This window comes from Chondrinema litorale (assembly GCF_026250525.1).
Classification (GTDB): Bacteria; Bacteroidota; Bacteroidia; order Cytophagales; family Flammeovirgaceae; genus Chondrinema; species Chondrinema litorale.
This window is the reverse complement of record NZ_CP111058.1, coordinates 46,438-62,345: the sequence shown is the minus strand read 5'-3', so window position 1 is coordinate 62,345 and position 15,908 is coordinate 46,438. Positions and strand designations below refer to the sequence as shown.

At 35.3% G+C, this 15,908-nt stretch carries 14 protein-coding genes; 13 read left to right on the top strand and 1 reads right to left on the bottom strand.

Going from position 1 to position 15,908, the window contains the following annotated elements; genetic code table 11:
• Positions 1–73: 73 nt before the first annotated feature.
• Positions 74–727 (bottom strand): class I SAM-dependent methyltransferase, encoded by a 654-nt coding sequence (locus tag OQ292_RS36085; RefSeq protein WP_284689127.1) that lies wholly within the window; start codon positions 725–727, stop codon positions 74–76.
• 393 nt (positions 728–1,120) lie between these two features.
• Here OQ292_RS36085 and OQ292_RS36080 point away from each other — a divergent pair, with 393 nt between their 5' ends.
• The 13 genes from OQ292_RS36080 (at position 1,121) to OQ292_RS36020 (ending at position 15,831) form a co-directional block, all read left to right on the top strand.
• Positions 1,121–1,681, top strand: coding sequence for a TetR/AcrR family transcriptional regulator (locus tag OQ292_RS36080; RefSeq protein ID WP_284689126.1), 561 nt, complete (start codon positions 1,121–1,123; stop codon positions 1,679–1,681).
• A 309-nt stretch (positions 1,682–1,990) separates the two neighbouring features.
• Positions 1,991–2,977 carry a type I glyceraldehyde-3-phosphate dehydrogenase gene (locus OQ292_RS36075; RefSeq protein ID WP_284689125.1) on the top strand — a complete coding sequence of 329 codons (987 nt, stop codon included), beginning with the start codon at positions 1,991–1,993 and terminating at the stop codon, positions 2,975–2,977.
• 75 nt (positions 2,978–3,052) lie between these two features.
• Entirely contained in the window at positions 3,053–3,652 is a 600-nt protein-coding gene (locus tag OQ292_RS36070; RefSeq protein ID WP_284689124.1) for a pyridoxamine 5'-phosphate oxidase family protein, read from the top strand.
• 137 nt (positions 3,653–3,789) lie between these two features.
• Positions 3,790–5,646, top strand: a complete 1,857-nt coding sequence (locus tag OQ292_RS36065) for a MutS-related protein (protein WP_284689123.1) — start codon at positions 3,790–3,792, stop codon at positions 5,644–5,646.
• A gap of 50 nt (positions 5,647–5,696) precedes the next feature.
• Positions 5,697–6,041, top strand: a complete 345-nt coding sequence (locus tag OQ292_RS36060; protein ID WP_284689122.1) for a hypothetical protein — start codon at positions 5,697–5,699, stop codon at positions 6,039–6,041.
• A gap of 94 nt (positions 6,042–6,135) precedes the next feature.
• Positions 6,136–7,713 (top strand): glycoside hydrolase family protein, encoded by a 1,578-nt coding sequence (locus OQ292_RS36055; RefSeq protein ID WP_284689121.1) that lies wholly within the window; start codon positions 6,136–6,138, stop codon positions 7,711–7,713.
• Between the two features lie 81 nt (positions 7,714–7,794).
• Positions 7,795–11,073 carry an amidohydrolase family protein gene (locus tag OQ292_RS36050; RefSeq protein WP_284689120.1) on the top strand — a complete coding sequence of 1,093 codons (3,279 nt, stop codon included), beginning with the start codon at positions 7,795–7,797 and terminating at the stop codon, positions 11,071–11,073.
• 183 nt (positions 11,074–11,256) lie between these two features.
• Complete coding sequence (locus OQ292_RS36045; protein WP_284689119.1) at positions 11,257–12,483, top strand: alpha/beta hydrolase-fold protein; 1,227 nt, start codon at positions 11,257–11,259, stop codon at positions 12,481–12,483.
• 124 nt (positions 12,484–12,607) lie between these two features.
• Positions 12,608–13,561 carry a sugar phosphate isomerase/epimerase family protein gene (locus OQ292_RS36040; RefSeq protein WP_284689118.1) on the top strand — a complete coding sequence of 318 codons (954 nt, stop codon included), beginning with the start codon at positions 12,608–12,610 and terminating at the stop codon, positions 13,559–13,561.
• A gap of 52 nt (positions 13,562–13,613) precedes the next feature.
• On the top strand, positions 13,614–14,132 hold the full coding sequence (locus OQ292_RS36035; RefSeq protein WP_284689117.1) for a hypothetical protein: 519 nt from the start codon (positions 13,614–13,616) through the stop codon (positions 14,130–14,132).
• Between the two features lie 108 nt (positions 14,133–14,240).
• Positions 14,241–14,639, top strand: a complete 399-nt coding sequence (locus OQ292_RS36030; protein ID WP_284689116.1) for a hypothetical protein — start codon at positions 14,241–14,243, stop codon at positions 14,637–14,639.
• Positions 14,640–14,755: 116 nt separating this feature from the next.
• On the top strand, positions 14,756–15,184 hold the full coding sequence (locus OQ292_RS36025) for an immunity protein YezG family protein (RefSeq protein WP_284689115.1): 429 nt from the start codon (positions 14,756–14,758) through the stop codon (positions 15,182–15,184).
• Positions 15,185–15,270: 86 nt separating this feature from the next.
• Positions 15,271–15,831, top strand: coding sequence for a hypothetical protein (locus OQ292_RS36020; protein WP_284689114.1), 561 nt, complete (start codon positions 15,271–15,273; stop codon positions 15,829–15,831).
• Positions 15,832–15,908 lie beyond the last annotated feature (77 nt).

Sequence of the window (15,908 nt, the reverse complement as noted above, 5' to 3'; positions counted from 1 at the left end):
CAACTTAATACAATATTTGAGTAATTAAAAATAAAAGTTCTCGGAGGAAGTATTTTTAATCTATTGGTAATATTTAAGGCAGCACTGGTTTTTTAATCATTGCCGTAAGTACCCCATTAGACTTTTGCTTTTTCATAACTTTATTGGTTCGGAGGTTTTCATAAATACGGTTTTTATGTACAACTTCTAAATGTTTTTCTTCTAGTATTTCAAACTTAGCAAAGTAATCTTTTATAAATGACCACTCAAGCATTTGAGGTTCTGTAAAAGTTGGATAGCTATGAATATCTACAATGAGCAGGAATATACCTCCGGGTTTAAGAATTCTACTAATTTCGCTACAAGATTTAGCTAGGTTTTCAACATGATCTATAGAGTTAAATGAGCTTACAACATCAAAATAATTATCAGAAAACGGCATTTTTTCCACATAAGCCTTTTCATACTTCATTTGGTGTTTATCTGCTCCCATCTTGATGTATTTGTCTACAAGAGGGTCAAGTCCAATCCTTTCTTTTGTCATATTAGCCCATTCGAGTGAGCCTCTAGGACCACAGCCAATATCTAATACCTTCTTATCATTATAGAAAGATTTTGGTAAGGAAAAGTATTCTGTAAAAAAATATTCATAGTGGTGGTTACTTAATTTTTTTTCGAAAAACTTGATGTATTGCCAATAACCCAATTCAAAAAATTCTTTAATTGGAGCATAAGAGAGACTGATCATTAATAGTATAGTGCTTAGGGTTTAGTTATTTAAGGACTAAAAATATTGAATTATTTCTTCGAAAGTGATAGATGATTTTATTTCTTCAATTTTTTTAAATCAAGTACTGGTAATAATTACACTGATAAAGGATACTAACAAAGAAAAGACTCAACCAATTATGAACAGCATTTTCAAACTACTTACACTATTTACTTTATTTATAACTTCTTGTAGTCAATCTTCAGAATTTAATGGGAAATGGCTAAAACTTAGCTTATACCCTTATGCAGGACAGGATACCATTGAGTTTGATAAGGGTATTTCAAATTTTTATTGAAGCATAAATTCAGTTAATACATAAAACAGACAAGTCTGTTTGTTTTTGAAAATAATTCCGCATACATTTGTTATATGAAAAAGCCAGGAGTGAAGGAAAGAATTATTGATACTGCCTCTAGATTATTTTATTATGATGGGTATAACCAAACAGGGATTAATAAAATAATTGAAGAAGCTGGAGTGGCTAAGGCGAGTATGTACCAACACTTTAGGTCGAAAGAAGATATTGCGGTTGCTTATTTGGAGAGAAGACACCAAATTGGTTTTGTAAAAATGGCTGAATATGTAGCGGATAAACCTAACTATAAAGAAAAGGCTTTGGCTGGATTTGACTATTTATACGACTGGCTCAGTTCGGTCAATTTTAGAGGCTGTGTTTTTCAGAATATTATTACCGATCTACCGAAAGATCATATAAAAATTAGAGATAAAGTAAGAAATCAAAAAGACGAACGTCGCAACTGGATTCAAAACCTGATTAAAAGTGGTGGGGAGCATACAATCGAAGAAGCCGAAAAATTAGGTGATGAAATTATGGTTTTAATGGAAGGGGCAATCATTATGACGCAAATCCAACAAGACGGATGGCCAATTAAAACAGCTAAAGAAACCTGTAGAAAATTATTAGGTTAAAGCTAAAAAAATTTAAATAAAAAAGAACAGACTTGTCTGTATGTATTTATTTCAAGAATAAAGAAAAAGTACAAGCATTTTGATAATTAATCAATTTACCAGCAGGCAGTTTATGCCTAAGTTAACTACAGTTTTTGTTTTGAGTTGAAAATAAAGTAATGGAAGGAAAGACAAGGCAATTTAGAAGTTCGTAGCAAAAGCTACGGGCTGAAAAATTAACGAAGTATTTCCTTTCAAGACGAATTTGCAGACTAAAGAAAAGCTTTAGCTAACTTATTGAAATAGAATCACCTAAAACATATAAATACAATGAAAAGAATTGCAATTAATGGAATGGGAAGAATAGGAAGAACTTCCCTTAAAATAATTTTAGATACTCCAGAACTCGAATTAGTGGCAGTAAATGATATTGCACCAATTGACAGTATCGCATATTTGCTTAGGTACGACAGTGTACACGGCAATTACGATAAAGAGATTGAGGTAAAAGAAGAAGGCTTGATTATAGGCGATCAGAAAATTATGTTTCTGAATGAAAAAGATCCTGAAAAACTTCCTTGGTCTGCACTAAAAGTCGATGTGGTTATCGAAAGTACTGGGATTTTTACTTCAGAAGAAAATGCGTCTAAACACATTAAAGCGGGAGCAAAAACAGTAGTGCTTTCTGGGCCTACTAAAAGTGCCAATCTACCAACAGTAGTGCATGGTGTAAATACTGATGATGGAAAGGTGAGTATTTTCTCTTGCGCTAGCTGTACCACCAATAATATCAGTCCAGTGATTGAAATTTTAGGTAGACGAGTGGGCATTAAAAAAGCGATTATGACCACCATCCATGCGAATACTGCTTCTAACAAAACTGTCGATTTACCCGGAAGAGATATGCGAATGGGTAGATCAGGATTAAACAACTTAATTCCAACTACGACTGGTGCTGCTGTAGCGACCACCAAAGCTTTACCAGAATACGCTGGCAAGTTCGATGGTTTGGCAATTAGGGTTCCAGTTGCTGTAGGTTCTATCTCTGACATAACCATCGTGACAGATCGCCCAACATCTGCACAAGAAGTCAACGAAATATTAACGCAAGAAGCTAAGACTGATCGCTATCAAAAAGTTTTCACGGTGACGAACGATCCAATAGTTTCTTCTGATATTATTAAAAGTCCTTATGCTTCTGTAGCCGATTTATCTATGACCAAAGTAGTTGATGGAGATTTACTGAAAGTTTTAACATGGTACGACAACGAATGGGGTTTTACCAATCAAATGATCAGACAGATTCTCGAACTATAACACTATCCATTTTACCGGAAGATGTGTTGTGCAAGCAGCTATTCTTCCGGCTTTTTTACACAAATTTCTACTCAAATGAATTATGCAAAATTGGCATTTACAGATGCTGTAAAGAAATTGCAGGAACAAAATGGGAGTCGGAAAAGCTATGAGAGAATGGAGCAGTTTACCAATGATGATGGTTTATCTGTACGAGAAGCAAGGCATATCCAAAATAGAGATAGCTTTTATCTGGCAACCTATGGCGAAAATGGCTTTCCTTACATCCAACATAGAGGTGGACCCAAAGGATTTTTAAAGGTATTAAATTCCCAAACTTTAGGCTTTTTAGATTTTAGCGGTAACAAGCAATACATATCTACAGGTAACATCCAACATAATAATAAAGTATCACTTTTTTTGATGGATTACCCTTCAAAAACGCGATTGAAAATTTATGCCGAAACTGAGATTTTAGCTTTGGATGAGAAACCAGAAATTACAGAGAAACTTCAGCTAAGTAATTACCGATACAGTGCTAAGCGAGTGATGCTGTTTCATGTAAAAGCATTTAATTGGAATTGCCCACAACATATTAAGCCAAGATACTCAGCAGAAGAAATGGAAGATTTATTTTCTGCACAACAAGAATACATTAAAACCCTAGAATCTGAAATTAAAAGGTTGAGAGGCTAAATATTCTATTTTTCTGTCTTAAAAGACGCTTATATTTGGATTGTAAAGATGTAATTCATGGCTAAATAATAGCTCATTAGCTTGCTTTTTTTAGACTTGAACCACATTTTCAGCAAAATTTATAAGTAGAAAGGCAGATGGATATATACCATAGTAATATAAAGAAGTACGTAGAAGAAAGTGAGTTGCTGGCAAAGGTGTTAAGTAATCTATCTTTGTGGAGGGTAATATTTTTTATTGCAGCATTTGCATTAATTGTGTTTCTGGCAAATGAACGCATCTTGCTTGGTTTAATACTGACAGCAATTGTTTGCGTTGCAGGTTTTGTTTATCTGGTAAAGCGATATAACCGCACAGATTATAAGTATAAGCATACGAAGTTTCTCAAAGAGATAAATGAGCAGGAGATACAGCGACTTGAAAACAAGCTAGCAGAATTTGAATCTGGTAAAGATTTTATCAAAAGAGCGCATCCTTACATTGCCGATATAGATACCTTTGGTACGCATTCACTTTTTCAATTACTCAACAGAACCACCACCGAATCGGGGAGTTTACTTCTTGCAGAATGGTTATTGGCTCCGGCTTCTAAATCAATCATTGAAGAAAGGCAAGAAGCTGTAAAAGAACTCGCTCCAAGGTTAGACTGGCGACAAGATTTTGAGGCAACGGGTATGCATTTTAAAAATGCTAAATCGGATGTAAACCACCTGTTAAACTGGATTAGCAAGCCGGTACATTTATTAGAAAGTCAAACTAAATACTTGTTGATAGAAGGTGTGTTAGCCATTTGCTCTTCAATAGCTTTAGTGTATTTTTTAGCTCAGTTTATCAGCTTTGGCTACTCTAAACCTGCCATCATTGCCATGCTTATTCTGGGTGTTTTTGTGGCTATTAATCAGATGATTATTAATAGGGTTAGAAAGAATGCTGATGAAATTGCCAAGGATAACGATAAGCATTTAAAAACTTTAGGAGGTTATAAAGAACTGATTGTTAAAATCGAAAATGAACAATTCAATTCAGGCTTACTACAAAAACTAAAGTCAGTATTTAGGCAAGATAAATATTCAGCAGCAGATGAGATTGGGAAGTTGGTTAATATTTTAGAGTTCTTCCAGCATAGAGGTGTGAGTAAAGAATCGATGGGTAAAAATGCTTTTTATGGACTAATCAATATTTTCTGGCTCATCGATATTTACTTAATCATTCAAGCAGAAAAATGGAAGGTAAAAAACAGTGCTTACCTAAAAAAATGGGCAGATGCTGTAAGCGAGTTTGAGGCATTAAATAGCTTGGCGGGTTTTCATTATTCTAATCCAGAGTATGCTTTTCCAGAAATTGCGGCAGAGCCATACCAAATTCATTTTGAAGAATTAGGGCATCCATTGCTTAATAAAGACAAGCGAGTTACTAATACTTTCCATCTGGATAAGCGAGGAGAAATCGCCATGATCACTGGCTCAAACATGGCCGGTAAAAGCACCTTTTTACGCACATTGGGTATTAATATGGTGTTGGCTTTTACAGGCGCACCTTGCTGCGCTACAACTGCAAGCGTTTCTTTGTTACAACTTTTTACCAGTATGCGTACGCAAGACAATCTGGAAGAAGGTGTCTCTTCTTTTTATGCCGAATTAAAAAGGATAGAGCAATTGCTCGAATTGATTACCAGTGGCAAACCGATTTTCTTTTTACTCGACGAAATGTTTAAAGGAACAAACTCTAAAGATAGATATAAAGGCGGTGTTTCGCTGATAAAACAGTTGAGTGAGTTAAACGCATTTGGTATTATTTCTACTCACGATTTAGAGTTGGCCAAACTTGCAGGCAAACACATGATGGTCGCCAATTATAGTTTCAATAGCGAAATAAAAGATGGTGAGATGCTCTTTAACTATAAAATTACCGATGGCATTTGTAAAGATTTTAATGCCAGCGAATTGATGAGGAGAAGCGGAATCAATATTTTGCCAGAAATTGAAGAACTGTGATGTGTTGAAAAATACACTATATATAATGTGAGTGTCTGTTATATAACAAAATGGAATATCATCAATGTAATTTGAATATTAGATATGATTTACCTAAAGAGATTTGGGATAAAGTACCATTGGTTTATGAAAAAATGACGGGTTGGATTGGTTTCGGGGGAAATGGTAATGGAGAAGAAGGTATTCCATATTGGTTTAGTTATAATAATTATGAGAAATCGATTTTAGCTTCTCTTGAACCATCTGGACTTCAACTTTCAGCAAATATGAACTTAGATGAATGGAATAAATGGAAAGCTGAATTTAAGCAAATAGCTACAGAAGTTTTAGGGTTTAAAGTTGGTGAAATTGAAGAAGGAGAAGTTGATCACGATATTGAATGGATAAACAATTAAAACTGCCCGAATTACTTGCTAAAATGCATTTTGAATTAACAAATAGAAAATCAAACTAACTTTTTAATCTTAGCTACTTTACTAATTATTTAACATGAAAATGAAATACAAACAGCAATTCATTTTGCTATTACTATTCTTATGTGTCTTCAATTCAATATTAATTGCTCAAAGCCAAACCACTCCTGAAAACATCAAATTTGTGAGGCAAGGTGTACGTCGATTTATTTTTGATGAAGCGCAAAACATTCCACTGGCAGAGTTAAACCCGAAAGAGATTATCGGAATGTCTGCCATGTTTCCCACAAAGCATTATCTGGAAACGCATGCCGATATACAAGTTCTAAATCACCAACTTTCAATTAAGTCAGAAACGGCAACACAAAGCTCGATTTGGTTTGCGGGCTTCAATCCTTTTGCGACTTACACAATTGATCTGGCTGAGTGCAAAGGAGAAGGAGAAATGGGTTTTGAGTTTGCCAATGCCGAAAAATCCACGCAATTCTTTATTAGCATCAAGTTTAATAATAATGATTTGGTTGATGTGAAGCAGCGAATCATGAAAGATGCTAAAGAAATAGTGAATGAATCTATCGCTACTAAAGGTACAACTAACTTGAACGGTAAACTTTCTGGCAAGCTGATTTTGCAAATGTTGGGTAGCGGTATGGTACTTTATCTTCAGAATGATGCTTTACCAATACCTATCGGGCAGAGTGATTTTAGCCAATCAATTGATCTACGCAAAAAGCAATATATCAATAGCTTTCAGTCGAGTTTGTATCTGGGAATCAATAGTGGAGAGGTAATTATAAACAAAGTAAGTTCGGCGCTCAGCACAGGTATGGGCTTGGCAGATATAAGAGCCATTACTTACGAAGATGGTGCGCCTTTTTTGGAAGACGATAAAATTTGGTACACCATGTCGATTCGAGGGCGAGCATTGCCACATCATATTGAAGGAGTTTTTAGTCTAGATCCCACCACATTTAACCTCAAACTCGAAGGTGTAATTCTCTTTGACAGAAATGATGGTTTGCTTCGAAATGAAATTGCATCGCATATTTTTTACGATAGAAAAGCAGGTATTTGGAGAGGATTAACTACAGGCTTTAGTGCTTTTGCCAACCCAGAAGAAGAAAAGCAATTGCTAGCAGTTGAAAGCAAAAAAGATCCGCGTTTTGGTTTTTCGGTAATGAATGCCACACCTTTTGGCATTGTAGGAGATATTGAAGACCCGCACATTTTGTTTGATTCAGAGGTTAATAAGTGGAGAATTCTGACCTGCGAAAATCACGAAGGTTATAAAGCTGTGATGCTAGAATCAGACACTTGGAATAAAGGTTATAAACTCATTGCAGGGCCAGTAAACTATAATTCTACTGGTACATCCATCCAAAAAGTAGGTGGGAAGCGATATGCATTTTCTGGCAGTAGCGACCGCAAAATTCATATTTACACTTATCCAGACCTGAAAGAAGCAGGAATTTTGGACATGGATTTACCGCCTTGGGATGCCGAATCTGGCACCAGAGTTTGGCCAAATGTGGTGGAATTGCCAGAAGGTTTTCCTTTCAGATATGTGGCTTTAATGATGGACAGATTCAACTATCCCGGATTAGAAGGACCTAACTGGTCTTACGGTGCTTTATATTTGTATCATGGGTATTAATTCCCTAATCCTAGTCAATTCTTTCTTCTTTCCTAATCTGCTATATATTAACTTGCGGGCTTTAAAAACAATCACTTACTTATGAAATATATATATTTCTTTCTTATGCTATGCACTGCCGGTTTGGTAACAGCTCAGGATAAAAAAGACTGGGATGTAGCTGAGCCTACCGGAGAATGGAATTTTAAAGAACTAAACTTATCTACCACCGAAGGTACTTGGATGAACCTCGACGTAAGTCCAGATGGAAGCAAGATTGCTTTCGATATGTTAGGCGACATATATATTATGTCTACCAGTGGCGGCAAAGCAACCGCTTTAAGATCAGGTTTGCCTTTTGAAGTGCAACCAAGATTTAGCCCTGATGGAAGCAAAATATCTTTTACCAGTGATGCTGGTGGGGGAGACAACATCTGGGTAATGAATATCGATGGTTCTGAAGCCCACCAAGTAACTAAAGAAGATTTTAGATTACTCAACAATGCTGTTTGGACTCCCGATGGTAATTATTTAATCGCCAGAAAACACTTTACTTCTGGTCGTAGTCTGGGTGCTGGTGAAATGTGGATGTATCACATCACTGGTGGTAGCGGTATGCAATTAACCAAAAGAAGAAACGATCAGCAAGATGTAAACGAGCCTTATGTTTCTCCTGATGGCAAGTATTTATATTACTGTGAGGATGTTTATCCGGGTGGTTATTTCCAATATAATAAAGATCCTAACAGCCAGATTTATCAGGTGAAGCGCTATGGAATGGAAGACGGCGAGACCTTAACAATCACTGGTGGCCCGGGTGGTGCTTGCAGACCAACCATCTCTAACAATGGCAAATATTTAGCTTTTGTAAAGCGTGTTCGCACCAAAACTGTGCTTTATCTACATGATTTAAGTACGGGTGAGGAATGGCCTATTTACGATAAATTGAATAAAGATCAGCAAGAAGCTTGGGCTATTTTCGGTACCTATTCAAACTTCGATTGGTCACCAGATGATAAATTTATTTATTTCTGGGCAGAAGGCAAGATTAAAAAGATCGATGTTAGTTCTTTGGCTGTGAGCGATGTTCCTTTCGAAGTAGAAAACACCATCAAAATCGCTGAAGCATTAAAGTTTAAAAGAGATATAAACCCAGATCAGTTTGAGGTAAAAGACATTAGAAATGCAGTCACTTCACCTGATGGGAAAATGTTGGTGTTTAACGCTTTAGGTCATTTATATAAAAAGCAATTGCCAAACGGAACTCCCGAAAGAATTACCACAGCAAAAGAATTTGAGTTTGAGCCAGCATTTTCTGCTGATGGAGCTACATTGGTTTATGTTACTTGGGATGATGAAGAATTAGGAGCAGTAAAGAAACTCGCGCTTAAAGAAAGAAAAAGTCAACCAGTAACAATCACTACTGAAAAAGGAGTTTACCGTTCGCCAGCTTTATCGCCAGATGCTAAAACAGTGGTGTTTGTAAAAGAATCTGGTAATGGCATTTTAGGTGGCACATTCGATAAAAAACCCGGTATTTATACTATTTCTATCAATGGAGGAGAGGCTAAAAGAATTAAGCAAGGTGGCGAGTATCCACAGTTTAATGTAAAAGGAGACAGAATCTTCTTCCAGACAGGTGGCTACTTTTTTGGTAATCTTACAAAACATCTTAAAAGTGTAAACTTACAAGGTGATGATGAGCAAACTCACGTAGAGTCTAAGTATGCAAACAGGTTGATTCCAAGTCCAGATAATAAATGGGTAGCTTTTATCAATTTGCATAAAGCTTATTTAGCGCCATTGCCGCTTTCAGGTCAAACATTAAACATCGATCCAAATAGTAAATCTGTTCCAGTAGCAGTCATTACGCGTGATGCAGGTATTAACTTGCACTGGTCAGCAGATAGCAAAAAAATTCACTGGACTTTGGGTGATGAATATTTCACCAACGATATTAATGAGAGATTTACCTTCTTAGAAGGTTCACCAGATAGCATTCCACCGATCGATACAGTGGGTGTAAAAGTTGCATTAACAGTAGATACTTATAAACCAGAAGGTATTATCGCTTTTACTGGTGCTACTATTATTACAATGGAAGGTGACCAAGTAATTGAGAATGGAACCATCGTAATTAATGGCAATAAGATTGAAGCGATAGGAGAGGACTCATCGGTAACCGTGCCTAAAGGTGCAAAAGTGTATGATGCAGAAGGGAAAACCATTATGCCGGGCTTGGTAGATGTACATGCTCACGTAAGTGCTTTTGGTTATGGTATTACTCCACAAAAACACTGGCCTTTATATGCGAATTTGGCTTATGGTGTTACTACTGCACACGATCCTTCAGCGAATACTGAGACTGTTTTTGCCCTTTCAGAATTGATTAAATCTGGTGATATGAACGGCCCGAGATTGTTCTCAACAGGTATCATCTTATATGGAGCTGATGGCGATTTTAAAGCCAAAGTAAATAACATAGAAGATGCGCGCTCAGCTTTAAGAAGGACCAAAGCTTTTGGTGCTTTCTCGGTAAAGAGTTACAACCAACCAAGAAGAAACCAAAGACAGCAAATTATTCAAGCTGCCAGAGAATTAAACATGTTGGTAGTTCCTGAAGGTGGTTCTACATTCTACCACAACATCAGTATGGTAATGGATGGCCACACAGGTATTGAGCATAATATTCCAGTAGCTCCGGTTTACAAAGATGTATTGGAGCTTTGGGGAGCGAGTAATTCTGGTTATACCCCAACTTTAATTGTAAACTATGGTGGGTTAAACGGAGAGTATTATTTCTACCAACACACAAATGTTTGGGAGAATGAAAAGTTACTCAACTTTTACCCAAGAGGCATGATCGACTCAAGGTCTCGTTACAGAACAATGGCTCCGGAAGAAGAATATGAGAATGGCCACATTCTGGTTTCTCAAACTTGTAAAGCTTTAGCAGATCATGGTGTAAAAGTGAACTTGGGCGCACATGGTCAGTTACATGGTTTAGGTGCTCACTGGGAACTTTGGATGTTACAACAAGGTGGAATGACTAACCTAGAAGCTTTAAAAGCAGCAACGATTAATGGGGCAGATTACCTCGGAATTGATGCGCAAGTTGGTTCTTTAAAAGAAGGAAAATTGGCAGACATCATCGTACTAGATAAAAACCCACTAGAAGATATTCAGAATACTAATTCTGTGGTTTACACGATGGTAAATGGACGTTTGTTCGACTCTGCTACCATGAACGAAATTGGTAATAAAGAAGAAACAAGAACGCAATTCTATTGGGAAAACAATAAGTATAACCAAGCATTTAATTGGCACGAATCAGCAGAGAGCTACATGAGAGTAGGTTGTAGCTGTGAAGCTGATCACTGATAGAATTTTGATAAATAATATATGAAACCGGAGCTCTACAGCTCCGGTTTTTTTGTTTGGTGGAATCTGATAATATCCATTTTTTGTGATTTATTCAGCATTATATATTAATTTGTTTGCTGATGCCTTTTTTGAAAATTTGGCAAAATAGTGTCTATCAGATTTTAATCTACTTACAAACAAATGAATTGTATTTACCCCCTCAGATCATTTATCATCATCCCATTTTTACTTAGCTATTTTAATGCGACAGCCCAATATGCTTCGAACAAGCAGCAAGAAATTGTTATTGGCAGCATAGATACATTGCATTCAAAGGTTTTAAATGAGCCAAGAGGAATTTGGGTGCACTTACCAGAGAATATGGATAATGCGAATAAGTATCCAGTGATTTATTTGCTAGATGCTCCGGCTCACTTTTACACCGCAACAGGTTTGCTCAAATTACTAACAGAGTGGAATATGCCAGAATCGATTCTGGTAGGGATTAATACTTCCGAAACTCGAATTAAAGATTTTACGCCTACGAATGTGCCTTTTCATCGTGGGCATCATTCAGAAACATCTGGTGGAGCACCTGAGTTTCTTGAGTTTATAAAAACCGAATTGCAGCCTTATATAGAAAGTAAATATCCGACAGAAAATATCAATACAATTATCGGGCATTCAACGGGTGGTTTATTTGTTACTTATGCTTATTTACACCATCCTGAAGTGTTTGATAATTATCTGGCGATAGAACCAAGCCTTTGGTGGGATAAAGAAATTTTGGTAAAAGAATCACAAGCGATTTTAAAGAAAGGGAAGCATCAAAACGAGCACTTATATATTGCAGTAGCGAATAGCGATGAGTTCGATACTTTAGCTGTAAGAAAAGATACCACTGTACACACTGAACAAATTAGAGCCAATTTTAACTTTCGCGATGTATTGGCACAGCACAAGCAGCAAGTCAATTTCTCATGGGATTTTTATAATAATGAAAGCCACGGAAGTGTAGTGGTGCCTGCCATGTATAATGGATTGAGAGATTTGTTTTCTTGGTTTCCTTTTCCGGAAATGTGGAGGTTTAATACGCCTGCGCAATATACTACAGAAGAATTGACAGAGCCTTTTTATATCCATTATGCTGAACTGAGCAAGCGATTAAAACGGGAGATGAAACCCGATTGGCAGTTTCTAAATGATGTGGGATTTTTTATGTTATCTGGACACAATGCTCCCCAGAAAGCACTCGGATATTTAGAAATGAATCTTAAATATTATCCTGACGAATCGAGAACTTATGTGGCTTTGGGTAATTTTTATATGCAACAAAGTGAGCAAGATAAAGCCATTTCTTATTTCGAAAAAGCTGTTTCGATAGATGGAAATAAAGAAGCGCAATCGAAATTGAAAGAGTTGAAATAGAAGAATAATCGTCTTTTTATAAATGATAATTACGTTCTAATTGGATGAAAGCTGAGAGATTCAACCACTAAATTGATTGAAATCTCCTATACTTGCGAACTATATTAAACTTAATAAGATCACAATGAATCGCAGAAACTTTATCAAATCAACCACCTTAGCAGCAGCAACCATAAACCTTCCATTTACCGGATTTACTCAAGATACATCTCTAAAAAGAAAATTTAAACTTTGCCTAAGCCCAGGCAATATTGGAGTAAGTCTAGATCAAAAAGGCGCATTACAGGCTGCAATCGATTATGGCTACGAAGCCATTGTTTCTTTCCCTAACGAGATTCAAAACTGGTCTGATGATGAAGTGGCTTCCTTTAAAAAGGAAATGAAATCTAACAAAATTGCATGGGGTTCTGGTGGGATTCCAGTAGAGTTTAGAAAAGATGAACAGACATTTAAAGACGGATTGAGCAAATTAGCCAAAGCAGCAGAAGCTTTGCAAAAAGTAGGCGCTAGTAAAATGAATACTTGGATAATGCCAACTCATCCTACTTTATCTTATTCAGAAAATATGAAGCAGCATGCCAGCAGATTGGGCGAATGCGCCAAAATTCTTGCTGACTATGATGTAAAACTCGGCTTAGAATATGTTGGGCCAAAAACCTTAATGGCTAGAGATAGATATCCTTTTATACATACTTTGGCTGAGTGCTTAACCTTGATTGAAAACACAAAACAGCCAAACGTTGGAATTCAATTAGATACTTTTCACTGGTATTGTGGAGAAGATACTGTAGCCGATTTATTAAGTTTAAAACCATCTCAAATTATTACGGTAGACTTAAACGATGCTCGCTCTGATCTTTCGCGTGATGCGCAACTAGACGGTACCCGTGAGTTAGCAGGTGCAACAGGTGTAATTGATATTACTGCTTTCTTAAAAGCCCTAATGGAGATCGGTTACGATGGTACAGTTCGTTCTGAGCCTTTCAACAAAAAATTAAACGACATGGACGATAAAAAAGCCATGGAATTAGATATGCAAAGCTTGCAAGCCGTACTTAAAAACTGCGGGGTAAAATAATGGTAAAAAAACAGAAAAATAATAAGTTATCTTCAACAACAGCTTTTTATCAATGTCAAAATTTAATAGACTTCCACTAAGCATTTTTTTGCTAACTATTTGTTCATTTCAACTCTTTGCGCAAGAAAAAACTTATGTTGATAAAGAGAGAAGATTTAAGTTTAATTACTATAAACGTTGGCAATTGGACATCCAAGAAAATTCAATTACAGTATTAGCTCCAAAAGAAAATAAAAAAGATATTTTTAATGAAAATTGGGGTGTAAGAGTTAGTGAAGCAAAGGGTTTATCTCTAGATGAATATTATAATTTATATATTACAGATAGCTTTCAAAATACGTTTGAGGATTACAAAAAAATAGATGAAGGTGAAATGATGCTAAATGGTAATAAAGCTAGATGGATTGAATGTAACTATACAGATGTATATTCTAGAATCACAAACCTTGTATATTTATTAGCTAAAGATGATAAGTTATATATCATAATTGCTTACTCCTCAACAATTGCATTTGATGAGTTATATAAAGAAAAATTCATAAATATGATTAACACTTTCGAACTTATGTAATATAATGTTCCGGTTTAATTTAAGCATATTGATACTGGTCTTAGTTTCTGACTAAGGCCTTTTTTATGAATTATTTGTAAACCTATGTGTTCTTAAAAAGAAACTGATATGAATAATTCATTTGATCCTGTATTTCTTTTAAATACCTCCTATAACGACATTAAAGAATCCGATTATTGGGTGCATCCAAATGCAGGAGGAATTTCTATTGGTTTAAGTCTTGAAAATGCTCAAAAAGTTGAGATAGTTATCTCTTCTCGAGATTTCGATGATTATATCCCCGAAGATGATGAACTTCCGATTCCTGGTTGTATCTATATCAATGACCATTTAATCGAATTAAATTCGAAAGAAGAGCAATGGGTTATTATGGTACTACAAAAAATGCTCGATCAGCAGAAATTTGGAATTCCAGAATCATTAGGGGCTTATACAGTTAATGAAGTCATTTCATTTTACAGTTCGGATCAAGCTTTAATATTTAGAGAAAAGTTATTAAAGGGATGAAGTTGTTATTAGATAATTTTTGAACTAATTAAACCGATCGAACAGATTTATTATCACAGAAAAATTGGTTTTAAGAAATGTAAAACTATTTCTTTATAAGATGAAAATTGATGCAAATGAAAAAAGATAGTGTAGATAATATTATAACAGAATTAGGCTACTATTTAGTGAAATCTGTACCTACCCCCAATTGGGATAAAATAGAGGTAATTTCCGAAATTATCACTCTAACTAGCCAGACTAGTTCGGTATATTTTAATGGAGATTCCGTAATAGACTTTCTCGGAGGTAATACAAATCTAATTGATAAATTAAAAAGGCTCAGGGCTGAAATGTATAAACTATCTCCCAATAAGGGAGCATGGTATACAATAAAGATAATTATTTTTTCTAGTGGAGATTTCGATATAAGTTACGATTATGATAATAAACCGGATTTCAATTATCAGCCAAATGATGAGTTATATCGATTGGATTTTAAAGAATTTCCACGGGATGAGAATAGTACTCCTGAATGGTTAAAAGAAATATTGAATAAAGCATAATCAACTTTGATACTGGTCTTAGTTTCTGACTAAGGCCTGATTTGCATATCTTTTATTTAGTTTTAAGTGCTTCTAAGCTTAAAACTATGCTCAATTTTCGATATCCCTTTCTATCTAATCCTTCAATGTGTTTCTTTATTAGAAAAGAGAATGCACTTAACTTTACGGATGAGCAATTACTTAAACTCTTATTAATTGAAGAATATAATTCTATAAATGCTTTAGATGAATATAAATTAAAATATGAGCGATTTTTTATTGTAGAAAGTAAAAACTGGATACATATTATTGATGATAATTACGGTTTAGATTTTACTAGAAACATTAAGGAAATTCTTATAGATCTAGGTAAAACTAATGAAGTCTTCTACTGCTGGATAGACGATTGTGGCCCTTATCAATTTGAATGGATTTACTATAAAGATGGAATGCTAAAAAGAAAATATGTTGTAAATACTTCAGATGAGATCATAGAAGATTATGGTATACCATTGAATGGCGAAAAAGACGCTTTAAGTCTGAAAGATAATTTAGAAAAAACATGCGGTATAATTTCTTCTATTGGAATAGATTTCAACTTATTGAACATTAGAGGTTATGAGTTTTTTAATCCAAACGACTTTATTTTTAATGAAGAAGAATATTAATATATCTATGAATAGTAGGTAATTAATGCTAAGTATTGCTCATGAAGTTTAAGTATAAAATACCTAGAAAACAGAGT